Annotated in this window: 16 protein-coding genes; 13 read left to right on the forward strand and 3 right to left on the reverse strand. The window is 66.4% G+C overall.

Annotated features, from left to right (window positions below; genetic code table 11):
• Window positions 1-579: 579 nt before the first annotated feature.
• The 10 genes from Mal64_RS03880 to Mal64_RS03925 all read left to right on the forward strand — a co-directional run bounded on the left by Mal64_RS03880 (window position 580) and on the right by Mal64_RS03925 (window position 14,645).
• Window positions 580-978 (forward strand): BlaI/MecI/CopY family transcriptional regulator, encoded by a 399-nt coding sequence (locus Mal64_RS03880; RefSeq protein ID WP_146397236.1) that lies wholly within the window; start codon window positions 580-582, stop codon window positions 976-978.
• The gene (locus Mal64_RS03885) at window positions 975-7,424 is read left to right on the forward strand and encodes a M56 family metallopeptidase (RefSeq protein WP_146397238.1); all 6,450 of its coding nucleotides are present in this window, start codon (window positions 975-977) and stop codon (window positions 7,422-7,424) included. The genes Mal64_RS03880 and Mal64_RS03885 overlap by 4 nt, the downstream gene beginning before the upstream one ends.
• A 78-nt stretch (window positions 7,425-7,502) precedes the next feature.
• Window positions 7,503-8,804 (forward strand): GspE/PulE family protein, encoded by a 1,302-nt coding sequence (locus Mal64_RS03890; protein WP_146397240.1) that lies wholly within the window; start codon window positions 7,503-7,505, stop codon window positions 8,802-8,804.
• 31 nt (window positions 8,805-8,835) lie between these two features.
• Window positions 8,836-9,870 carry a type II secretion system F family protein gene (locus Mal64_RS03895; protein WP_146397242.1) on the forward strand — a complete coding sequence of 345 codons (1,035 nt, stop codon included), beginning with the start codon at window positions 8,836-8,838 and terminating at the stop codon, window positions 9,868-9,870.
• A gap of 28 nt (window positions 9,871-9,898) precedes the next feature.
• Complete coding sequence (locus Mal64_RS03900) at window positions 9,899-10,948, forward strand: type II secretion system F family protein (protein WP_146397244.1); 1,050 nt, start codon at window positions 9,899-9,901, stop codon at window positions 10,946-10,948.
• Between the two features lie 17 nt (window positions 10,949-10,965).
• Complete coding sequence (locus Mal64_RS03905; protein ID WP_146397246.1) at window positions 10,966-12,234, forward strand: type II secretion system F family protein; 1,269 nt, start codon at window positions 10,966-10,968, stop codon at window positions 12,232-12,234.
• Window positions 12,231-12,689 (forward strand): hypothetical protein, encoded by a 459-nt coding sequence (locus Mal64_RS03910; protein ID WP_146397248.1) that lies wholly within the window; start codon window positions 12,231-12,233, stop codon window positions 12,687-12,689. Before Mal64_RS03905 ends, Mal64_RS03910 begins: the two co-directional genes overlap by 4 nt.
• Window positions 12,686-13,207, forward strand: coding sequence for a hypothetical protein (locus tag Mal64_RS03915; RefSeq protein WP_146397250.1), 522 nt, complete (start codon window positions 12,686-12,688; stop codon window positions 13,205-13,207). The genes Mal64_RS03910 and Mal64_RS03915 overlap by 4 nt, the downstream gene beginning before the upstream one ends.
• Entirely contained in the window at window positions 13,204-13,662 is a 459-nt protein-coding gene (locus tag Mal64_RS03920) for a hypothetical protein (RefSeq protein WP_146397252.1), read from the forward strand. Before Mal64_RS03915 ends, Mal64_RS03920 begins: the two co-directional genes overlap by 4 nt.
• Entirely contained in the window at window positions 13,659-14,645 is a 987-nt protein-coding gene (locus Mal64_RS03925; RefSeq protein ID WP_146397254.1) for a DUF1559 domain-containing protein, read from the forward strand. The genes Mal64_RS03920 and Mal64_RS03925 overlap by 4 nt, the downstream gene beginning before the upstream one ends.
• A gap of 147 nt (window positions 14,646-14,792) precedes the next feature.
• On the opposite strand, the gene Mal64_RS03930 is transcribed toward Mal64_RS03925, so the two are convergent.
• A complete protein-coding gene (locus tag Mal64_RS03930) occupies window positions 14,793-17,183 on the reverse strand; it encodes a transporter substrate-binding protein (protein WP_146397256.1) in 2,391 nt (796 codons plus the stop codon).
• Complete coding sequence (locus Mal64_RS03935) at window positions 17,173-17,835, reverse strand: sigma-70 family RNA polymerase sigma factor (protein ID WP_197525432.1); 663 nt, start codon at window positions 17,833-17,835, stop codon at window positions 17,173-17,175. Before Mal64_RS03935 ends, Mal64_RS03930 begins: the two co-directional genes overlap by 11 nt.
• Before the next feature lie 231 nt (window positions 17,836-18,066).
• Here Mal64_RS03935 and Mal64_RS03940 point away from each other — a divergent pair, with 231 nt between their 5' ends.
• From Mal64_RS03940 to Mal64_RS03950, 3 genes are all read left to right on the forward strand, one after another.
• Window positions 18,067-18,771 (forward strand): response regulator transcription factor, encoded by a 705-nt coding sequence (locus Mal64_RS03940; RefSeq protein WP_146397260.1) that lies wholly within the window; start codon window positions 18,067-18,069, stop codon window positions 18,769-18,771.
• Between the two features lie 111 nt (window positions 18,772-18,882).
• Window positions 18,883-19,752, forward strand: a complete 870-nt coding sequence (gene hemQ / locus Mal64_RS03945) for a hydrogen peroxide-dependent heme synthase (RefSeq protein WP_146397262.1) — start codon at window positions 18,883-18,885, stop codon at window positions 19,750-19,752.
• Window positions 19,753-20,049: 297 nt separating this feature from the next.
• Window positions 20,050-21,438, forward strand: a complete 1,389-nt coding sequence (locus Mal64_RS03950) for a vanadium-dependent haloperoxidase (RefSeq protein WP_146397264.1) — start codon at window positions 20,050-20,052, stop codon at window positions 21,436-21,438.
• A 114-nt stretch (window positions 21,439-21,552) separates the two neighbouring features.
• Here Mal64_RS03950 and Mal64_RS03955 read toward each other — a convergent pair whose 3' ends face one another.
• Window positions 21,553-22,791, reverse strand: coding sequence for an endonuclease/exonuclease/phosphatase family protein (locus Mal64_RS03955; RefSeq protein WP_197525433.1), 1,239 nt, complete (start codon window positions 22,789-22,791; stop codon window positions 21,553-21,555).
• Window positions 22,792-23,100: the final 309 nt, after the last annotated feature.

Below are 23,100 nucleotides of genomic sequence, written 5' to 3' on the forward strand. Positions count from 1 at the left end.
GCAGGTTGGTCTCGCTGCCTTCGAGCCGTCATGCGGATCATGGCGGGGTGGGTGACGCCTTCACGGCGCCACCGACAGTAAGTGCTGCAGACGGTCTTCCAGTGGGTAAAGGCGGGCGGCAATTACGGCGAAACGATCCGACATCTGCCAACCGCCAAACCACTGAGATACCCTCAGTCAGTCAACACGCTGCGGCGTCTCCGGCCAAGGGCATCTAGTCGGAAGGTTGAAGCCGCAGCTGCTCACGCCTCGCGGCGCTACACGTGCAGCCTCTCACCAGCGTCTTGCAGACGCTGGTGATTGGTGTTGCATCTCGTGATGGTTTTCTCGACCACAGACGAGTGAGCAAATGCTCTGCCCTGCCGCGATTCAGCTCTGAACGCTGAATCGTGGCAGGCTCTTCTTTTGCATGAACCGTTCCTCATGTGATTCGTGAGCCGGGTTCTCTGCCTGCCCACGCTTGCGAACAGCGAATTCTTTCGCAGATAAGATTGACCGGGGATCACTCAATCGCTATCGTCTAATTAATTCGCTGATTGGCGGGCTCCTCCTCTCACCCCGACACCCCAGGCGTAAACGATGGCGCGCTCCGAATCCGAGCACCCGACCGAGCTGGAGCTCGAAATCCTCAAGGTCTTGTGGAACGAATCGCCTTTGCCGGTACGCGAGATCCGCTCGCGACTCGCCGATCAGGCGGGCCGGGAGCTGGCGCACAGCTCGGTGGTGACGATGCTAGGCATCATGCACCGCAAGGGCTACGTCCGCCGCCGCAAGGAGGGCAAGGCGTTCCTCTTCACGCCCAAAGAGAAGCGAGAGCTCGTCACCGGCCGGATGATGAGCGATCTCGTGTCGAAGGTTTTTGACGGCTCCCCCGCGGCGCTGGTGCTCAACCTGCTCGAGTCGACCGACGTCGACGCCGGTGAGCTCGCGGAGCTGCGGGCCCTCATCGCTCGGAAAACGAAGGAGCAAAAATCATGATCGCGCTCTTCGATGCAGCGACAAGCGGTTGCCTTTGCCTGACCCTGCTGCACTCTCTCTGGCAGATGGCGGTGTTGGCTGTAGCCGCCTGGGCCGCTGGCCTTGCGATGGGAAAAGACCGCTTGGCCGATCGCTACTGGGCGCATGTGGTGGCGCTGCTGCTCGGCGTTTTGGCGATGCCGGTGACGCACGCGTTGCTGCAAAAAGGGATCGCGGCGCCAGCCCTGGCGCCAACGGCTCGGCTAGAAAGTCCCGCCGGATTGTCGCCGGCGCCGAGCCCCGCCCCGCGTTATAGCGTGTCGGCGCCGATCGGCTTGGCGAATAATCCCACGCCATCCCCCGAAAACGAGGAGACCGTGGGCGTAATAGCCACTGCCGAGCCGACCAAGCCGCTCAGGGCCAGCGACGGTTGGCGGAAGGTGTCGCCGTGGCTGGCCTTGGCTTATGTCGCCGGCGTCGCACTGATGCTGCTGCGGCTGATCTTGGCGGCGGTGCGACTCGAGAGGCTCGGCGGCCGTGCTGAGCCGCTGCTCGAAGGACCGGTCGCCGACGCCCTGCGCGACCTCTGCCGGCGTTGGTCGGTGGCGGTCCCTCCCGCGTTGGCCCACTCGAGCCGCACCGCGGTCCCCACCGTGGTTGGCCTCATCAAACCGACGATCCTGCTGCCGACCTCCGCCCTGACGGGGCTGTCGACCGAAGAGCTGGAGATGATCATCGCCCACGAGCTGGCGCACGTCCGCCGGCACGACGTGTGGGTCAACCTCGTTCAGCGGCTGGCCGAGGCGTTGCTCTTCTTCAACCCGGCCGCCTGGTGGTTGAGCCGCCGCGTCAGCACGCTGCGCGAGTACTGCTGCGACGAGGAGGCGTGCGCCGCCATCGCCCGCCGCGGCAGCGAGCCGCAACTGCGTTACGCCGCGGCGCTCTTGCGTGTCGTCGAGATGAGCCGGGGCGCCGCGGGCGAGAAGCAAGCCGCCGCCCTGGCCGCCACGGGACGCTCGCCCTCCGAGCTCCGCCGACGCGTGGCGCGGCTGTTCGGCGAGCCGCTCCCCGAGCCGCTGCGGCTGACCCGCGGCGGCGTGCTGGTCGCGGCGATCGGCGCGGCGCTGATCCTCGGGCTGCCGCCGCTGGCCGAATCGGAAACATCGACGGAAACATCGACGGAAACGTCAACGGAAACGTCAATAGTCTCGGCTAATGGGGAAAGTGAACCCGAAAGGGGGACCGCCAAGATCTCGGGGACCGTCGTGCTAGCGGACGGCCAGCCGTCGCCCGCTACGGGATGGATCTACTCCGATTCGGTCACCGTCAATTCCAGCAGTTACGCCACGGAAGGCCGCTTCAAGAGCGACTTCGAATGCGAAGTTGAATCGGGAACGGTCAACCTGCGGTTTTTCACCGACATGGGTTACGCCCCCGCTGTGGCAGGCCCGTTCGAGCTGCGCGACGGCGACGATTTGCGTGACGTGGTCGTCCGGCTCGTGCCGGGGTACTCCACTCCGCTGATTCTGCAGGACGAGAAGAACCAACCGGTCGCGGGCGCCACGGTGATGGTGCATCCTCTGCTGAACGGCAGCACAAACGGCCCCAACCACGAGCAGAAGACCGACGCAAAGGGACGGCTCCTGCTGGAGCACTTGGCTCCTGGGGTGCGCTACGAGTTCCGAGTCGAGGCCCCCGGCTTCCAGCCTCTGCGCACCGAACCCTTGAGGATGTACGACGGCGTGAGCCCCGTGCGTCTCTGGATGGCAAGGGCACAACCCGCCACGGGCCTGGTGCGCTTTCCTGATGGGTCGGCATCACCGGGGGCTAGCCTGAACGTCCTCGCAGATGTGGAGCCTACGGGGTTCGTGAACAGTTACTCCTCGCCCGAGGAACTAACAACCACCTCGTCGGAGGGCCGCTACAAGCTCGATTCGTTAGGCGACGGCCACCACTATCTCATCTTGGTGGAAGCGGAGGACCACAACCGCGTGGTTGTCACGGACATCGAGTCCGGTCAACAAGACTCGCCGATTACTCTGCCTCAGCGGCACGACCTGGTGGTTCGCGTTCGAGGCGATCTTGATCAATTAAAAAAGCGCCACGGCAAACCTTACATCAAGATTCAACAACGCTTCAAAGAGACATATGACCTTGGGACTGAACGCCGAGGCTATAGCCATCTGTTTACATCGAAGGCTCAAATCGAGCCCGTCGAAGGGGGAGGGCAGGCGATCTTCCGCGGCCTGGCGATCGACCTCCGCCCCGACGTCGCGCCGCAGACGGTAGAGGTCACGCTCGGCGAAAATGCCGAGACGAAGAAGACGGTCGAGATCCAACGCGATTCGGACCGCGCCACGTTCGTCGAGTACGACCTACGCCCGGCGGGAAGCGACAGCGACGAAGCCGTTGTTGCCACCTCAGCCCCTCCCGCCCGCGAAGAGATTAACGTCGTGATCGCCAAACACGTGATCCTGCTCGAAGGGCAAGCGATCGCCACGCTCGACGACGTAGAGCAGCGGGTCAAGCAGCTGCGTGATCCGGGCAGCGCCATTATCAAATTCAGCAGCACGCCGGGCAGCCAGTATCACGGCGACATGTCGGATTTTTGGAAGCGGATGAACAAACAATACGGCCTCACGACCGCCAGTTTTAGCGGCGTCAATCAGACACAGGGCGCCCGTTACGACCGCATCGAGACGGCCAAGGACCTGCTGAGTGACCCCGCTCTCGCGATTTCCGGCACGGTGGTCGACGCCGACGGCAAACCGGTCGCCGGCGCCCAGGTGCTGCTCGTCACGCCGCTCGACCCGTCGGATCGCTACGGCTCGCACCCGCTGTTCCTGGTCGGGGGAAGGGTCTCCAACCCGATGGGTCAAATCCTTGCCGAAACGGACGAAGACGGCAAGTTCGTGCTAAATCGCCCAGACGATCAGCCGTACAAACTTGTCGCCCTGCATCCAGCCCAAGGCTTCGGGTTCTCGACCCAGCAATGGTTCGAGCAGTCGTCCCAAGTCCAAGTCGACCCTTGGGCCCGCCTAGAGATCCGCGCCGAGCCGATCGACGACGAGCCGCACTTTGTTTCGGTGAAAACGCGCCTGCAAGGCTTCGACCCGCTGCCGCACCTCGACATCAGCCTCCCGGAGATCGAGATCGCGGCGGCCGGGCCGTATGAGGCTGGCCCTCGTCCGGCGTCGGTGGTGCGTGTGCCGGCCGGGCCGTTCTGCGAGACGAGCCTCGCGCGCGGCTTCGCCGTCGACCGGTCGGTTGACATGCTGGCGAGCACTTATGTCGTGATGCCAGAAATGGACCTGCGCCCCTTGGCCGGCGATGAGCGCGACGTGACTTTGGGCGGCTTCTCCGCAGCGCAGCGGAAGGAACTTGAGCGGCGCCGCGACGAGTCGAAGGGGCGGCATCAAGGGATGCGGGGCAGGATCGAGACGCCCGAAGGCGGTGCCGGCGCCGAACCTGCCGGCGCGGGATCCCCCGACGCGGCGCCCAATGCCGACGGAAAGGCGACCGCCGATCCTGCGTCAGCCGCCCCCAAGCCCTCGGAGCCTTCCGCGAGCGACGACCTCCACGAGATGCGTATCCGCATTCTCGACGACGACGGCCGGCCGCTTGCGGGCGCAAAACTCCATAGCAACCGCGTGCGTCCCCAAGGCGCCCAGGGCAAAAGGATCGTAAACACCCATTTGGTCGCCGATGACGAGGGCGCCGTCGTCCTGCCGATCGACCGCCCGGACGACACGGTGAAGCTGTGGGCGTGGGCGCCGGGCAAAGTTTCGGAGTTCGTTTGGCTCGATCGGCGGCCTGATCAACAAGGCGATTTACTGCCGAGTGAATACGAATTTCGTCTTGCGGAGGGAACCGTGGTCGGAGGCGCCGTCGTGGACGACAACGGCGATCCTATCCGGGACGTGCATGTCCGCGTGCGAATAGACACACCGGAACCGCCCTGGGGCGTCGACGCGAATCCCATGGCCAGCGATTGGCTGACCGATGAATTCTACCAGCCCGGGGTTAAAACCAACGCCGAGGGCCGGTGGAGCCTGGACAACGCCCCGGCGCCGGCCGATGACGGCGACACCGAGTTCACGGTCAAGCTCGATCACCCCGATTACACGAGCGATTCCCGGTGGGGCGGGCTGCAGCGGGCTCAGGGCGTGACGACTGCAAGCCTGCGCAGCGGCGAAGCCAAGATCGTGATGACTCAGGGCGTTCGCATCTCGGGCACGGTCGTCGGCCCCGATGGTGAGCCCATCACGAAAGGCTGGGTTGTCTGGCACGACGAGCCGTATTTCACCGACGGTGTTTGGGAGTCGGAGATCGACGGCGATGGGCGTTTCGAGACGCCGCTGCTTGAGTCCGGCGAGCATCCGATCACGATCGTCGCCCCCGGCTACGCCGCCCAGCGGCGAGTCGTCCTGGTGGAGCCAGGCCTTGGGCCGCTGCGGTTCGAGCTGAAGCCCGGCAAGCGGATCGAGATCCACGTGGTCGATTCCGACGGCGAACCGGTCCCCGGGGCAAGGTTCTATCTCGCCAACACGAGCACGCCCAACACCTGGCAGGGCTCGAACGCCTTGCACAACCACCAACGCTCGAACGTGCCCAAGTACGGCGTGCCGCGCAAGGCGGACGACCGGGGCGTCTATGTTTGGGAGTGGGCGCCGGAAGAAGCGGTCACCTATTCGGTGGGCTCCAAGGGCTATGCCAGGCAAGACACGTCGCTTGTGGCGAAGAGCGAGCCGCACGTGGTCACGCTGGCCGACGCGTTGGTGGCCGACGGCTCGGTCACCGACGCCGCAACGGGCGAGCCGATCGACAAGTTTCTATGCATGCCAGTGATCGTCTTCCGGCCGGGCTTTTACAGCACGAGAGTCCAAGACGCCAAAGCCGGTCGCGCAGGTCGGTACGAGCTGCCACTGACGGGGAGCGCCGACGACAACGCTCGCTACCGGGTGCGGATCGAAGCCGAGGGCTACCGCTCGGTCGTGAGTGAAGAGTCCTTTGGGCCGCGCGACGGCCGTTCGACCCTCGACTTTGCTCTTAAGCCCGCTCCGGCCCTGCAGGGCCACGTGGTCGATGCGGCGGGCGCCCCGGTCGCCGACGCGGCGGTGATCGTTGGCACGCCCACCGAAGTCCCGCACACGCACAATGGCGAGCCAGAGTCGTTCGGCGAGAGGCCCCTTCGCTCCGACGACCGGGGCGCCTTCGAACTGCTCGCCACGAGCGAGCCGGTTCGCGTTCGTGTCGTTCACCAACTCGGGATCGCCGAGAAGTATGTCGCGCCCGGGGACGAGTCGGTTGGCGAGATGCGTCTCGCCCCGTGGGCGACGGTTTCGGGCCGCTTGGTGCAAGAGGGCCGGCCCGTTGGAGGCCAGTCGATCTTCTTCAGCCCGTTGGTTCAGCGTGAGCTAGGCGAAGCGCGGTTCCAAGACTCGTACCAAACGAGAACCGCCCCGGACGGAACGTTCCGGTTCAAACGCCTGCCGCCGGGCGCCGGCAGCCTGAGAGTCTCGCTGGGCCCGTGGCAGGACTCGCCGCTCACCTCCGGCGAGAGCGTGGCGATCGAATTGAAACCGGGCGAGCACCGCGAGGTGGTGCTCGGCGGCGAGGGGGCGGTGCTCACCGGCCAAGTCGTCGCGACCGGCCGCGACGAGGCGCCGCTCAACCGCAAGTGGTCGCTCAATTACTTGGTGAGCCGCGACCGCGGCGTCGGGCCGCCGCTGCCGGAAGGTTTCCCCGAACTGAGCTTCAACCCGGCGGGGCCGATGCAACCCGCTTGGATGCTCGACCCCCACTATAACGACTGGCTCGCGACGCGCGAGAACCACTTCGTGAAGCTCACGCCCGAGGGGCGGCTGCGTGTGACCGGCGTCGCCCCGGGCGAATACGACCTCGTTGTGCGTCTTTACGAGCGACCGGCTGGCTGCCTGGTGGAGACCGTGGGCGAGAAGATCGTGCCGGTCCGGGTCGAGGGCGACGGGGAGCTCGACCTTGGCGAGATCGAGGTCCCGTGCCGTGCCGGGCCGCGTGTCGGTAGCGACATGCACGCCTACGGCTTCATCGACGCCACCGGCCGCAAGCGATTGGTGGCCGACCTGGAGGGTCGGCACGTGGTGATGCACGTCTGGGCGAGTTGGTGCGCGCCGTGCTTGGCGAGCATGCCGCAGCTGGCGGCGGCGGCCGACCGACTGGCCGACCAACCGGTGACGTTCGTCGGGCTGAACATCGACGCCGATCAGCAGCAGGCCCGCGCACTGGCGCAAGCACGCGGATGGCGTTGGGCGCAAAACTACCTGGGGAAAAGCTCTGATCTCGCCAAGCAACTGGGCGTCAGTACCGTGCCGAGCTATTACCTCATCGGGCCCGATGGCCGTTTGGTAATCTCCAGCGCCGAGTGGGCGGTGATTGAGCAATCGCTCGAAGCCGCCGTGGGGGCGCCGCGGGTCGGCTTGCGGTAACTTTGCCCCCCGCTTGCAACTCCGCCGATTTGCGTCGAGCGACCACGATGCGGTAGGCTCTATCGCCCCGCTCATTCGTTGCACAGACGCCCCAAGCTCGACCGGGTGGTTGAGACGCAGCCGGCGTTTCGGCTGTTTCCTCTCCGCGATCCGCCCCACGCCCTGCAGCCCATGACCCCCACGCAGTCGAGCCAGCCGCAGGGGAGTCCGGCTCCAGAGCAAGCCGGCCGTGGACTGTCTCCGGACGAGTGGCCCGAGTCGGCGCCGGAGATCGTCGACGAGCTGTTGCGCCGCACCTTGGATTGCGGCGCCAGCGACCTGCACCTGTTGCCCACGGCCACGGGCCTCGCAGCCGAGTGGCGGGTCGACGGCGTGATGCAGCCGATCGTGGTGCTGCCCTCGGGCGTGGGACAAAATGTTGTCGCGCGGCTCAAGGTGCTCGCCGGCCTGCTCACCTACGAGACGAACAAACCTCAAGAGGGGAGAATCCGCGAGGCGCAGCTCGCTCGGCCCGTGCGGATCAGCACCCTGCCCACGGTGTTCGGCGAGCGGGTCGTCGCCCGGGTGCTGTCGGAGGACTCCGGGGCGCTGGCCAGCCTCGAGACGATCGGCATGCCGTCCGATGTCGCCGCGGTGCTGGAGCGTTCGCTCGTCCAGACCAGCGGCGCCGTGCTGATCGTCGGGCCCTCGGGCAGCGGGAAAACGACCACCGCCTACGCCTGCCTGCGGTCGATCCTCGAGCGCAGCGGCGGCGGGCGGAGCGTCGTCTCGCTCGAAGACCCGGTCGAGGTGATCGTGCCGGGGGTCGCTCAGGCGCAAGTGAACCCGCAAGCCGGGTTCGACTTGCACGCCGGGCTGCGGGCGATGGTGCGGCAAGACCCCGAGGTGATTTTCGTGGGCGAGATCCGCGACGCCACGACCGCCCACACCGCCTACCAGGCGGCCGTCACCGGCCAGTTGGTCGTGACCACGTTCCACGCCAGCGACGCGGCCACGGCCATCACCCGCTTGCTCGACATGGGCGCCCCGGCGTACATGATCCGCGCGGCGACACGCGCCATTGTCGCGCAGCGACTGCTGCGGAAAGTTTGCACGGCGTGCTCGAAGGGTGAATCTCAAAAGGATTGTGTCGCCTGCCACGGAGTTGGCTACCGCGGGCGGGTCGCGGTCGCCGAGGCGGTCGATCTATCCAACTCTGCGCTCGCCGACACGGTCCAAACGGGGTATGATCGCGACCGATTTGTTGACGAGCTGCGCAGCCACCAGGTCGCCTCACTCCGACGCCAAGCCGATGAACTCGTCGCGGCGGGGGTGACCGATCGACTCGAGGTCGATCGGGTGCTAGGGTGGGAGCCCTCGTCGAGCGGCGGCGCCGAGTAGCACTTTTCTCCCAGGCGGCATTAAGGCGACGATGGCAGGCCCCGCTAAGCTCGAAGACCTGATCGCGCTGAACGCTGAGATTCTCGCGCTCACCCGGGCGGGTTTGCCGATCGCACCGGAGCTCGGGCGGGCCGCGGCCTCGCTGCCAAGCGGCGGCTGCGATCTCGGCGTGCGGCTGGCCAAGCGGCTCGAAACGGGCGAGTCGCTGAGCGACGCGGTTGCGGCCCAGAGCGAGTTCCCCAGCTACTACGCCGCCCTCGTCCGTGCCGGCGAGGCAAGCGGGAACTTGCCCGCCGCGTTGCAAGGCTTGGGCGAGGCGCTCGCTCTTTCGCTGCGGATGCGGCGTACCTGTCGGCTCGCGATTGTTTACCCGGTGTTCATCGCGCTGGCCGCCTGGGGGCTGCTGCTGTACTCGATCGAGTACCTGTTGCCGCACTACGATTGGATCACCCAAACGTCCAGCGGCAACCGCTTCTATGCCTCGCGGCTATTTTGGGGACAGGTCGTTCTTTACACGCCGCTCGTGCTGGCGGCTGTCGCGATTGTGCTGTGGCTCCTGCGGCCGCGGGACCACGGTCCTCAAGCCAGGGCGTTGGGCGTGCTGCGGCTGATGCCGGGCGTGGCCCGTGTGATGCAAACCACGGCGTCCGCCATGTACTGCCGCTTGCTCTCGCTGATGCTGCAGCAACGCACCCCGCTGCCCGAGGCGCTCGAGCTCGCCGCCGAGGCGACCGGCTGGCGCGGCTACAGCGAGCCGTCGCAACAGATCGCCGAGACGATCCGCAGCGGGGGCGACATGAACGACGCCGCCGAGGCGCGCCAACGCCTGCCGCCGCTGGTCCGCCCCGCCATGATGCTGCACGCCGACGCCGGGCTGCTCGGCCAAGCGGTCGGCTACGCCGCCTCGGTCTACGAGGAGCGCGCCGCCATCCAGGCCGACACCACCGCGATACTGTTGCCGGCCACGGTCACCGCGGTGCTCGGCGGCGGCGTCGTGGCGGTTTACGCCGTGCTGATGCTCTCGCCTTACATCCGCTCGCTCGTCGAGATCGCCAACTGGTTCTGATCGACAACGCTCCCTCAGATCATTCGCCTTGGACCTATCCGCCTCACCCTCCGAACCGACGCCGAGCGGCGCGAGCGCTTCGCTCGCCGCCCAATTGGCGCTGTGGAGCCAAGCCGGCTTGCCGCTGCACGAGATGCTGCGCGCGTTGGGCGAGGAGCACCGCGGCCGGGCGCGGTCGGCCATCGAGGCATTGGCCCTCGAGGTCGAGGAGGGGCGCACGCTCCAAGAAGCGCTCCAGCAGACCGCCGCCCGTTTCCCCTATTCACTCCGCCGCACGCTCCGCACGGCGGCCGACGCCGGCGGCGACCTCACCGCCGTGCTGCCGGCGCTGTCGACCCAGCTCGCCAGCGAGCGCCGTTTGAGATCGCGGCTGCTGGCCGTGCTGAGCTACCCGGCGTTGGTGTTCACGGTGCTGACGGCTTTGTCCCTCTTCCTCTGCCAAGTTGTGACGCCGGAATTCGAACGGATGTTTGAGGATTTTGAGTTGAATTTGCCGAGGATGACCGAGTTCTTCATCGATTTCAGCAAAGCCGCGCCCGCGGCGATCGGACTGGGATTCGCCGCGATCGCCTTGTTTGTCCTGTTGGCGGCGGCGCCCTGGTCGAGTGTTTTCGCTCACCGACTGCTCGGGGCGTTGCCATTGATCGGCCCGCTCTGGGTGAACGAAGGGCACGCCATGCTGGCGAGGCTTCTGGCGGCGCACACCGCGGCGCGAGCGCCCGTGGCCGACGCGTTGCGTTGCTCGGCGGCCGGCCTGATCGACCGCAATCTCGCCGCCGCCACGGTTCGCGCCGCCAGCCGCTGCCAAGATGGGGCTGGCCTGGGGGACGCGTTGAGCGAATCGGTTCATTTCGACCGCGAGCTGGCCGGCCGCGCTCGCGAGGGCGAGTTGAACGGCGACTTGCCCGAAGCCATGGAGGAGTTGGCCTCGGCCTACTCGGGACGGGCCCAGCGGCAACTCGATTACCTCGCCCTCACCCTGCCGCCGCTGACGGCCATGATCGTCTTCGGGTTCTTGTTTCTGTTTGCCGTTTCACTGTTCTTACCGCTGGTAAAGCTGATCGAGGGGCTGACCTGAAGGGTCGTTAGATTTCCTTGGCTACCAATCCCATCACGCTGATGTTGCTGGCGATCGCCCATGGGCTGGCGATCCAGGTCGGGTTGCGCTTCGCCAACGGGGCCCGGGGGGCGCATTCCTGGGGCTTGATGGGGAGCTTTTTACGATTCATCAGCTGGACACTGCTGTTCTTGGCCGGCTGCGCGATCGTCGGCATGACGTTCTGGGCGGTGTTCCCTTTGGTCATCATGGCGATCAGCTCGCTCGAGATGCTGATCGCCCGCCGTGAGCAGCAGCGTCGAGACTCGTGGTCGGTCGTCGCCCACGCGGCGGCGGCGGGACGCCCCGTCGAAAGCGCGATGCGGGAGAACCTCGGCCGGTACCGAGGCCTGGTCGGCCGCTCGGTGCGGCGTTTTGTCCAATCGCTCGCCGCGGGAACGCCGCTTGCCGAAGCGATCGGCAAGCACCCAAGAGCCTTCCCGATGAGGGCCCAGGGCTACGCCTCCTTGTCGACCCACGGCGGCTTGCCATTGGCGGCGATGACCGCGACCGCGGACCCGCCCGGCAGCGAGGCCTTGGCGTGGAGCCTCTGCCGCCGGTTCGCCTATTTCGCTTGGCTCGCCCTGGTCGTGGTCGCCGTGGTGACGTTTATCATGGTGGCGATCGTCCCCGCGTTTCGTAAAATCTTTATCGATTTCGATCTCGAACTCCCCGGCGTTAGTCGCACGCTGATTGCGATGAGTGAGCAAGCTATCGGCTCCTACTTCGCGGCGTTGCTCGGCTGGCTGACGGCTCTGTTCACGTTTATCGGGATCGTGCTGTTCTTTTGCTATCTTTTCGACAACCCGGTACTAGCCAGGGCGACCGATTGGCTCTTCGCCGCATGGCGCCGGGCCGAAGTGCTGCGGCTGCTCGCCGCGGTGATCGACCACCGCATGCCGTTGCCCGATGGGATCGGGCGGCTCGCGTTTGGAGCGCCACGGTTGCCCTACAAGCGTTTCACCAAGCGATTGCAACACTGCTACGCCGCGCTCAACCGGGGGGACGACTGGCTCGATGCGATGCTCGAGCAGAAGCTGGTACGAGCGTCGGACGCCGAGGTGCTGCGGGCCGCCGAGAGGGCGGGGAACCTGCCTTGGGCATTGCGGTCGGTCGCCGACCGTGGCGTGGAGCGGGCGGCCTACCGGTGGGAAGCGAGGCAGCAGGCGGCGCTCGTAATCGCGACGGTGATTTTCGCCCTCTTCGTGGGCCTGGTGTGCGTGGCGTTGTTCTTGCCGTTGGTCTCGCTAATCGAGGGATTGGTATGAATCCAGCCGCGCGCCGCCGGAGAATCAGCCCGCCCCGTCGTGGGTCGCTTCTGCTCGAGGTCGTCGCTGGCTTGGCGGCGCTCGGCATGGCTTTGGTGCTCATCAGCAGAGCCGCCACGGCGATCGATCGGCAGTGGCGTCTGACCGCCCAGGAGCGAGTGGCGACCGAGACCCTCGACAACGCGATCGAGGCGATCACCTCCGCCCCGCCCGACAAGATCACCGCCGAGCGACTCAACGAGCTCCGCGTGCCCGAACACGCCCGCAAGGCCCTCCACCAAGCCTCGCTCACGGCCGAAGTTCGCGAGCTGACCGAGCCGATCGCGGTCAAACGTTTGCTGCTCACACTCAGCTGGCGCCCCACTCCAAAAGCCGAACCGCTAAGGCGAAGCCTTGCGGCCTGGGTCTACCCGTCTCCCACGGCACAGCCCACCGAGCAGGAGACGCAGCCATGAGCAAACATCGACGCCACCAACGAAGAGGAATCGCCTCGCTCGTAGAAGTTCTCGCGGTCGTGTTCATCTCGACGGCGGCCTTCGGCCTGGTCGGGGCAAGCTTGTCGGGGCTCGTTCGGCTCAACCAGCGATTCAGCCACCAGGCGAGCGGACCCAGCGACCTGGATCTCCTCATGCGGCGGCTGCGGACCGATGTCCACGCGTCGCAAAGCGTGCGAGTCGACAACGGCGAGCTAAGCCTCGCCACGGCAAGCGGCGAAGTGGTCTATCGCCTGAACGCCGGGGCTGCCGAACGGAGCTTGGCGGAGGAGACCGTCCGCTTTCGCTTGCCCACCGGCTGCGATTGGGAGATCAACGAGCCCACAACCGATGCCGGCCGTCTGCTGCGGATCGATTTTCTCGCGGCCGATCACGCCGGTGCGGAGCGGGCCGTGCCGTGCGGTTCGGTCGTCGCAGAGATCGATCGCCGCCGCCGGCTCTTCTCGGCAGCCGAGAGCGCGCAAGGAGAGGCCCGATGACGCCTCGCAACAACCGCCGACGCCGCCCGGCGTTCGTGATGATCGCGGCCCTCGCCTTACTGGTGATCGCCTCGGCGTTGGCCGTGGGCTGGACGACCGAAGTGATCCGCGGGCGCCGTCAAACCCGCACGCTCCTGATGCAACGCCAGGCGGAACGCCTGACCGAGGCCGCTCTCGGCCGCGCCGCGGCACGGTTGCGGGCCGACGCCGGTTACGACGGCGAAACCTGGCGGCTGACGAACGCCGACCTCGGCCAGTCTTACGCCGACCTCGGCCAGTCTTACGCCGCCGAGGTCTTCGTCCGGATCGACCCCGCCACCGACGCCGCCGAGCGTCGTGTCGTCGCGCAAGCCGTGTTGCCGCCCGGCGACGCGGCCCGCGTGCGTCACACGGCGACCCTCGATCTCCCCTCCCCCAACGATCCCCCCACCAGCGCAGGAGACTCCGCGCCATGAACGCACAAGCTTTTCGCCGGCCGCGCACGCCCGGCTTCACGTTGGTCGAGCTCCTGGTGGTGATCGCCATCATCGGCATCTTGGTCGCCTTGCTGCTGCCCGCCGTGCAAGCGGCGCGCGAGGCCGCCCGCCGCACGAACTGCCAGAACAACATGCGGCAGTTGCTGATCGGGGTCCACAACCACGAGGCGGCGTTCGAACATTTCCCGAGCGGGTCGGTCAATCCCACCGGTCCGATCCGCAACCTCCCGGAGGGCGATCACAAGAGCTGGATCGTGGCGATCCTCCCCTACATCGGTGAACAAGTGCGGCACAAGCACCTCGACCACTCGGTGGGCGCCTACCACAAGAACAACAACACGGTGCGGCAGACGATCATCGAACTGCTGATCTGTCCGAGCTCCTACTCCGAAGACTATCCCGAGTCTTCCTACGCCGGCGTGCACCACGACGCCGAGGCGCCGATCGACACGACCAACAACGGGGTGCTGTACCTCAACAGCCAACTCCGTTTCGAGGACCTTGTCGACGGCCCTGGCTACACGCTGTTGCTCGGCGAGAAGCTGCGAAAAGGCGGCGCCGACCTGGGGTGGATGAGCGGCACTCCCGCCACGCTGCGCAACGTGGGTACGGCGATCAACGAATCGCTCGCCAACACGTCCCCGTACTCGTACGGCTACAACTCCGCCCCTGAGTGGTACGAACCGGCGGGGCGGATGAGCGATATCAGAGATGGGTTAGGTGACGCGATGAACGACCAACCCGAAAGCGAAGAGCGGGCGCCTAGCGATGACCCGTTCATCAACCGCGGTGGCGACCGCGAGACGCCGCTCGCCGTTGGCGGCTTCGGCAGCCCTCATCCCGGGGGCTGTCAATTCGCCAAGGCGGATGGATCGATACGCTTTGTGAGAGACTCGATCGACCCCGACTTGTTGCAAAAACTGGCCAACCGCGCCGATAGCCAGATCGCCGAGGGATGGTAGTTGCGGCCTTCTAGAGCGCACTACTGGTAGCCGTAGCGTCGTTTTCGCCTTGTCGACGCCGAATCACACCGCCACACACGCTACGCATCTGTGCGATTCGCACTAGGGCACTTCAGCGATCCTTGGGTGGTCGTGTCGGGCCCGTCGTCACGGCGCCGACCAGCGGCCGCCCCAGCCCTTACGTAGCTGGTCGATCTCTTTCTCCCACGCCTCGGGGCTGCGGCTCTCGGGGTACGGCTGGGGGGCGATCGGGGCGGCGCTGCGCCAGACGATCTCGTACTGCCCGGCGGGCGAGACGCGGCCGATCATCGCATACCGGTAGGCGTACTGCGACTTGGGGTCGAGGCGGATCAAGCCGCTGGGGGCGTCGTACGACTGGTCGAGCATGGCGTCGCGTATGACCAGCGGGTCGGTCCTGGCCGCCTGCTCCACGGCCCCGGCCCACAGCTTGATCGCGTCGTAGGCGGTCTCCATCGGGGCCGCCACAACGCGCCGATTGCCGAATTTCTTCTTGAAGGCGGCGACAAACTCCAGGTTCTCCGGCCGATCGATCGACTGGAAATAGGTGCTCACCGCATAGGCGCCCACGAGGTGGTCGAGGCTCGGACTCCGCAGGTCCTCTTCGCCTACTCCGGTCGTGATGTGGGCCGAACCGACGTCGCTCTGGTAGAGTGCGCGGACGAAGGCCGTTTGTGTGTCGCCGCTGATCGTGTTGATGATGATGTCAGGCTTGGCCGCGGCGATCTTATCGACCACGCCCTGCACGTTGGCCGACCCCAACGAGAGATACTCCTCGCCCACCACGCGGGCGCCCATCGAAGCGAGTTCGTCCTTGAGGATCTCGTTCGCCATGCGCGGGTAAACGTAGTCCGAACCGACCAGGAAAAAGGTGCGCATCTGGCCGAAGGAGTACGCCCAACGGGCGCACGGGATGACGGTCTGCGTGGGGTCTCCCCCCAGGTAAACGATGTTGGGGCTCGTTTCGACTCCCTCGTGGTTGACCGAGTAAACGAGTAGGTGATCCTCGCGTTCGACGACCTCGGCGACCGACTTGCGGCTCGAGGAGGTGCAGCATCCGAAGATGGTGCAGACCTTCTCTTCGCCGATCAGCCGCTCGGCGCCTTCGGAAAAACCCTCCTCGGTGGAACGGCCGTCGACGACGATCGGCTCAACGCGGCGGCCGAGAACGCCCCCGCCGGCGTTCAGCTCTTCGATGGCCAACAAGTAACCGTCGACGATAACCTTTTCGCTGTGGGCCATCGTGCCCGAGAGCGAGTGCAGCAGGCCGATGCGGATCGGTTCTTCGGCGAAGGCCGGCGCGGACGAATCGGTCGGCCCGATGGCGCCACTGGCGCCTCTCGACGAGGCGGTCTGCTCCGGCCAGCGACCGACCCACCAGCCCGCGGCGGCCACGGCGAGCAACGCGGCGCCAGTGATCAGCGCCCGGCGGGTGGTGCGGCTTTCGACAGGCCTGGGCGACGCGACGACGATCGGGTCGGTGCGTCCCTCCAGGGCGTCGAGCATCGCGTCGCACGACGGAAAACGGTCGGCGGGCGACTTGGCCATCGCTCGAAAGACGATGTCGCGGCACCTCGTGGGCAAGCCGGCGACCGCCTCACAGGGGTCGGGCGGCTCGGCGTTGCAGTGGGCGTTGATCACACTCACCAGGCTGCCGCAGTCGTTGTACGGCGCCGCGCCCACGAGCAGGCAGTAGTAGGTGGCGCCGAGCGAGTAGATGTCGGTACGCGGGTCGACGGCGGCGCCCTCGCACTGCTCGGGGCTCATGAAGTCGGGCGTGCCGACCAACTGGCCGGTGCGTGTGAGCTGCAGCGAGCTGCGGTTGAGCTGCTTGGCGGCGCCAAAGTCGGAAACCTTGACCACGCCCGCCTCGGTGAGCAGCAGGTTCGCCGGCTTGATGTCGCGGTGCACGAGTCCCTGGGCGTGGGCGGCGGACAAGCCGCGGCAAGCGTCGGCCGCGATGCGGGTCGCCTCTTCGAGGGGGTAAGGCCCCTTCTCCTTGAGCCGGTCGGCGGTGCTACCCCCCTCGGCGTACTCCATCACGAGGTAAGCCTCGCCGCCGTCGACCGCCACGTCGTGCACCGTGATCACGTTGGGGTGGTGCAACCCGGCGGCGGCGCGTGCCTCGGCGAAAAACCGCTCGCGCATCGGTCCGTCGTCCACCAGGTTGTGGTGCAACACCTTGATCGCCACGTGGCGACCGAGGTCGGTGTCGCGCGCCTCGAGCACCACCCCCATGCCGCCCGAGTCGAGCACACGGCTCACCTCGTACTTGCCGAGCAAGCGTCCGCCCCAGGAGGCGGCCGGCTCGGCGGTGCGTGCGTGGGGATCGACGCGGGTGGCCGACAATCCGCCTAGCAGCGTCTGCGGCGAATGGTGGGCGAGCAGAGAATTCACCTCGGCCAGCAGCTGCGAGTCGTCTCGGCAGGCCTCGCCCAAGAACCGGTCGAGGTCGTCGCCTTCCAACTCACAAGCCCGGATGAAGACCTCCTTCACTTGGGCGTGACGCTCAGGAGTCATCCGCCCCTCCTTCGGGCCCGTCTGCTGTCCCGCCTTGAGCCACGTCGGCAGGCCCACCGCTCACAGCCCCCTCGGTCGACGGCTCATCGGTCTCGTCCCCGAGCTCGCGCCGCAACCACGCACGGATCATCGACCACTCGAGCTCGACGGTGCGCTTCGACACGCCGAGCGCCTCGGCGACCTCACGCACGGTCATGCCGCCGAAGAACCGCATCTCCACGATCCGAGCCTGTCGCTCGTCGAGTTGGGTGAGTCTGTTGAGCGCCTCGTCGAGCGCGAGGATGTCCTCGTCGCACCGCTTGGACTCGAGCAGGTCGCCATCAAACTCCACGCGGCGCCATCCGCCCCCCCGCTTCTCTCGGCCCTTCGAGCGGGCGTGGTCGACCAAGATGCGTCGCATCGCCTGCGCGCTGGCGGCGAAGAAGTGGCTGCGGCTCCGCCAGTCGGCGTCATGCTGCTTGCAGAGCTTCAGGTACGCCTCGTTTACCAAGGCGGTCGACCTGAGGGTGTGGTCGGTTGGCTGGCGTCGCATGTAGTGCGAAGCCAAATCCCGCATCTGGTTGTAAACCAGGGGCATCAGGCGGTCAGCGGCGCTCCGGTTGCCCTGGCTGATCGCTTGTAAGACGGCGGTGATTTGGGTCGTTTCGGGCAAGAAAGATCGGCCATCAACACTTGCGCGGGTGATTGAAATCGCGGTCCCGACGCTGTGGGCAAGATAGCAGGAAACCAGTGCCGCTAAAAGCTTTACGAGTGAGAATGCGCTGTTGCGTTGCGGCAACATTCTCGACCTCTCAAAATTTTTTTGCGCCCTCCCACGCTTTTCGTCGTGGTTACTGATGGAGACCAATTTGTCTGCATCACGCACCAGTGAGAGGAAAATCCGATGGATACAAAACCTACTGTCTATGTAGTGGATCCTGACCCAAGGGTCCGATCCCGCGTTGCGCTCGAGTCTAAGGCATGGGGCATGGCGTGCGAAGAATTCGCCACGATGCAGGACTACGCACTAGAGGCCTCGGGCAACCGGCCAGGTTGTCTGGTCATGGAGAACGCCTTGCCCGTCGGTCAAGACGAGCACCCCTTGCAGCAGCTCCGTTCGCGTGGCGACACGACGCCGGTGATTGCGATGACCGACGAGATGAACGTTTCGACCGTAATCGAATGTTACGAGCAAGGCGCCTGGTCGGTGCTGGAGAAGCCGATCGCCTTGGAGAAGCTCCGCCGATACGTTGAGTGCGCTATCGAGTTCGACACGCGTAGCTTGGAATTCGTGCGTCGCCACCAATCGCTGCTCCAATCCAACGACGCCCTCACCGACCGCGAGAAGGCGGTGCTCGGCATGATCGTCAGCGGCCGGCTGAACAAGTCGATCGCCAACGAGTTGGACGTGTCGGTCCGCACGGTCGAATCGGTCCGAGCGAGCATCCTGCGCAAGTACGAGGCGGCGACCGCCGCCGAGCTGGCGGCCAAGGCGACCGAGTTCGAGCTGCTGGACGAGGCGCTGCTGCGGGTGGGCTCGCCGATTTACTTGCAGTACCGCAATCGGGGACGCCTCGAGGCAGGGCAGCGGCTGGGCGTCTGTTGCTGAGTTGAGTCAGGAGGTGCGCAGGGAATGCGTACGCCCTGAAACCCGCGGCGTCGCTCTGCTAGACTGGCGGCTCTGAGCAGAACGCCCCCCGCCCGATCGAGTCGACCCGCCATGCCCCGCCCCGACGCCACCGCCCCCAATCGCGCAGCGGCCGACGCCGCCACACCCGACTCTCTCGCCCCGGCGGGCGGCGGCTGGCACTGCAGCCACCTCTATTACTCCTTCGACCGCGTGCTGCTCCCCTCGATGGACTCGGAGGAGCGTGACGCCGTGGCCGACTCGATTCTCGCTGTGCTCGATCCCGAGGCGCCCCACGCGCCCATGCGCATGCAGCTCTCGATCACCAGCGGCCACAAGGCCGACTTCGGCTTGATGCTGCTCGACCCCGACCCGCTGAAGATCGACGCTCTGCACCAAAGGCTGATGGCCAGCCCGGCCGGCCAGGTGCTTCAGACCGGGTACTCGTTCGTCTCGGTCACCGAGATCTCGGAGTACGTGACCAGCGTGGAGGATTACGCCGCCCGGCTCGTGACCGAGGGGCTCGAAGAGGGGAGCGGGCCTTACGAAACCAAGGTGAAAGCCTACGCCGACCGGCTGGTGGCGATGAACCACCAGCGTCTGACCCCGGACTTCCCCCCCTATCGGGCGGTTTGCTTCTACCCGATGAACAAGAAGCGTAAAACCGGTGAAAACTGGTTTGCGCTGCCCAAGGAGGAGCGAAACCGCATGATGAGCGAGCACGCTCGCAGCGGGATGGCGTTCGCCGGTCGGGTGAGCCAGCTGATTTCTGTCGGCCTTGGTTTGGATGATTGGGAGTGGGGAGTTACACTATGGGGTAAGAACCCCGAGTATTTGAAGGACATCGTGTACGCGATGCGGTTCGATGAGGCGAGCGCCCGCTACGCCGAATTTGGCCCTTTTTTAGTCGGCTACGTCTGCACCGCAGCGGAGCTGATCGACCATTGCCACGTGAGACGCTAATCGTTTGATCGATCCCCAGGACCGCCGGCTCGCCGGCCGCTCGTGGGGGGCATAGCGCTCCAATCTATCCGGCAATCTCTCGCGCCCCATCGGGCCCCATTCTGTGACGGCCCCGGTTATTTCCCCTAGGGGACGCAGCTTTGCGCGCCTGAAGAAATGGTCTGGAGCAATACCGCCATCGGTTCGATCGAACAGAAATAAGAAGGCGCCGCAAGGAAACGCGGCATGACGGACATCATTGATAGCACCACAACATGTTCCAACACCTGTTGAATTCACCTAGGACCAGCACTCGCCATGAAGCTCCTCCGAATCGCAGCAGGCCGGGTCGCCGCTAAAGCTTTGCTGACGCTGGCCGTGGCCGCCCTCTCGGCGGGCGGCGCGGCGGCCGACGTGGTTCTCGACTGGAACCGCGTGGCGTCGGACGTTCTCGCCGCCAACGAGTCGCTCCAGAACCCGGGCGCCGCCTCGCGTTCGATGGCGATGATGAACCTCGCCATCTACGACGCCTTGGCCATGACCAAGCCGGGCGGCACGATGTTCTACGACTACGGCTCGGGCCACGACTCGCCCGCGCTCACCGCGTCGGACAAGGCCGCCGCCGCGCAGGCAGCCTACACGGTGCTCAGCTCGATTTACGGCGACCAGCAGACGTTGCTCGACGCGGGCCTGACGCAGAGCCTCTCGCACCTGCCCAACAACGCGGCCAAGCAGCATGGACTGGACCTGGGCACGATGATCGGCCAATCGATCATCGACCGCCGCGCGAACGATGGCTGGATGGGAGGCACATCGCAGTACCAGCCCACCAATGAGGTCGGCCACTGGCAGCCCGACCCGCTGCACCCGGGCCAACAGGCCTGGGGCCCCGACTGGGGCGACGTCCAACTCTTCTCGCTCGGCTCGAACGCGCAGTTCATGCCGCCGCCGATGCCCGATCTCACCAGCCAAGAGTACGCCGACGCCTACAACGAGGTGAAGGACCTGGGGGCGGTCGACAGCCCCTCGCGGACGGCTGAGCAAACCGAGATAGGGAACTTCTGGGCTTACGACCGGCTCGGCATGGGCACGCCGATGCGGCTGTTCAACGACGTGCTCCAAACCGTCGCCGTGCAAGAAGGCAACACCGTCAAGGAGAACGCCGAGCTGTTCGCCAAGGCCACGGTGGCGATGGCAGACGCGGGCGTGGTGGCCTGGAACTCGAAATTCGAGCACGACTTCTGGCGCCCGGTGACCGGCATCCGCCAAGGCGACCTCGACGGCAACGACCTCACGGAGGGGGACGAAGACTGGACCCCTCTCGGCGCCCCCGGCGACAACGGCGACAACTTCACCCCGCCGTTCCCGACCTACCTCTCGGGCCACGCCACGTTCGGCGGCGCGCTGTTCGGCTCGCTGATCGAGTTCTACGACGAGGACGGCATCACGTTCACGGTCGGCTCCGAGGAGCTGCCCGGCATCGAGCGCACGTTCGACTCCTTCACCGAAGCGATGGCCGAGAACGGCCGCAGCCGCGTTTACCTCGGCATCCACTGGAACTTCGACGACACGCTCGGCCAGCAGGCGGGCATGGCGATCGCTCAGAACATCATGTCGCGACCGTTCGTCTCCGCGGTCCCCGAGCCGGCAACCCTGCTGCTCGCGCTGCTTACGCTCGCCTCGCTAACGGGCAAGCGACGGCGGTAGCCATCGGTATTGGCAAAGAGGCAACCGCCAAGACGCCAAGTGCGCTTTGATCGTGCCGGCTGAAATTATGATTGCGTGAGACTTGATTGCGGGAAGCTTTGGCCGCTTGGCGGTTCAGTTCCCCCCTGGCCTGGCACCGGTCACCAGGTCGACCCACACCAGGCGGTGATCGGTGGCGGTGATCGCCTCGTCGCCAGCCTCGCCCGGCTCCGGCCAGAACACGCCCGCGCCGACCACCTTGAACCGGCGCGACGGCAGCACGTAGTCGACACGCAGGTTGCCGTGGCCGTCGCCGCCGAAGTCGGCCGTGTCCTCGGCGGAGTCGCCGCGGTGGTCGCGGTTGAGTTCTTCCTGCCGGCGCGCGCTCTCGGCGGCCCCCTCGCTCCGTGGGACCAGCTCGGCGCTGACAGCCGGGTGCTTCAGCAACGGGTCCATCGCCCCCCGGATCCCGCCGCCGTCCAGCGGGTCGGCGTTCAGGTCGCCCGCCACGACGAAGTACGCGTGCTCGGCCAGCCCACCGAGCCGGCCACGGTCGTCGGCGATGTAGCCCGAGGCGAGCGGCGAGAGATAGTCGGCCAGCAGGCGGATCTCGTCCGCGTTGCGGCGCCCGTTGCGGTCCTCGGGGCCGTCGAACACCGGCGGCGTGGGGTGCGAGCAAACGAAGTGCATCGTTGCCCCGGGCGACAGCCGCACGACCACGTCCCACATGCTCTTAGACGGCAGCCGGTAGGCCCGCCACTCCTCCTCGCTGTCGAACGGCTCGCCCGTGGTGGGGTCCATCGGCCGCCGCGCGTCGGGCATGGTGCGCCAGCGCAGCTTCTGGAACGTGCGGGTCGACTCGTGCTCGATCGGCAACCGCGACAGCACCGCCATGCCGTACTGGCCCGGGTAGCGGCCGAAACCGTAGCAGTCGGCCGGCCCGTCCGTGCGACCGTCGTTGTCGAGGTCCGCGCCGGTCGGCTCGCCGGTGTTCGTGGGGGCGACGAACCGGTGCGGGTAGGCGATCGGATCGAGCCCGGCCTGCGAACGCCCCAGGTAGTTCTCCAAGAACTTTGCGAGCGGTTTGCCCTCGGGGTCGTGATCGAACTCGTTGAGCAAGATCACATCGGGCCGCACGCGCTGGATCACCTCGGCGAGCTTCTTGCCGCGCTCGTCGTCGGGCGTCGAGAAGTCCGCGGCCAGTTGGCCGTGGCTCTGTCGGTAGCAGGAGACGTTGTAGGTCGCCACGCGCAGAGAGGCTTCATCCGGCTTGGCCGGGGTCTGAGCCAACAGGCTGCTGGCCGAGAGCTGAATCGCGGCGAGCAGACAAAGGCCCCGAATCGGGCTCGTCTCGTTCATCTTGCGAGGGGGCATCTTTTTCAGAGCCTCTCCGGTGAGGGTTGGTGGGAACCAGCAATCGGACCCCGGTGTGTGGCAATCCGCCCGCATTGTAGCGACTGGGCGCGGCTCCACGCCCAGCCGGGCGTGCGCCGGGGGCGCCGTTTTCCGCGTGCTGCTTTCAATCCGCTGGCGCCCTCATTACGATGGCGAGGCGTGCCGCGGCCCCGCCTTGTTTTTTTAAGGCCCCGCCCCCCGTGATACGGTCGCGTGCCGCTGACCGGCGGCCCCCGTCGGGTGGCGCGCCTCGGCTTGCCGACGCGACCCGCCTACCCACGACGCCCC

The sequence above is a fragment of the Pseudobythopirellula maris genome (assembly GCF_007859945.1).
Classification (GTDB): Bacteria; Planctomycetota; Planctomycetia; order Pirellulales; family Lacipirellulaceae; genus Pseudobythopirellula; species Pseudobythopirellula maris.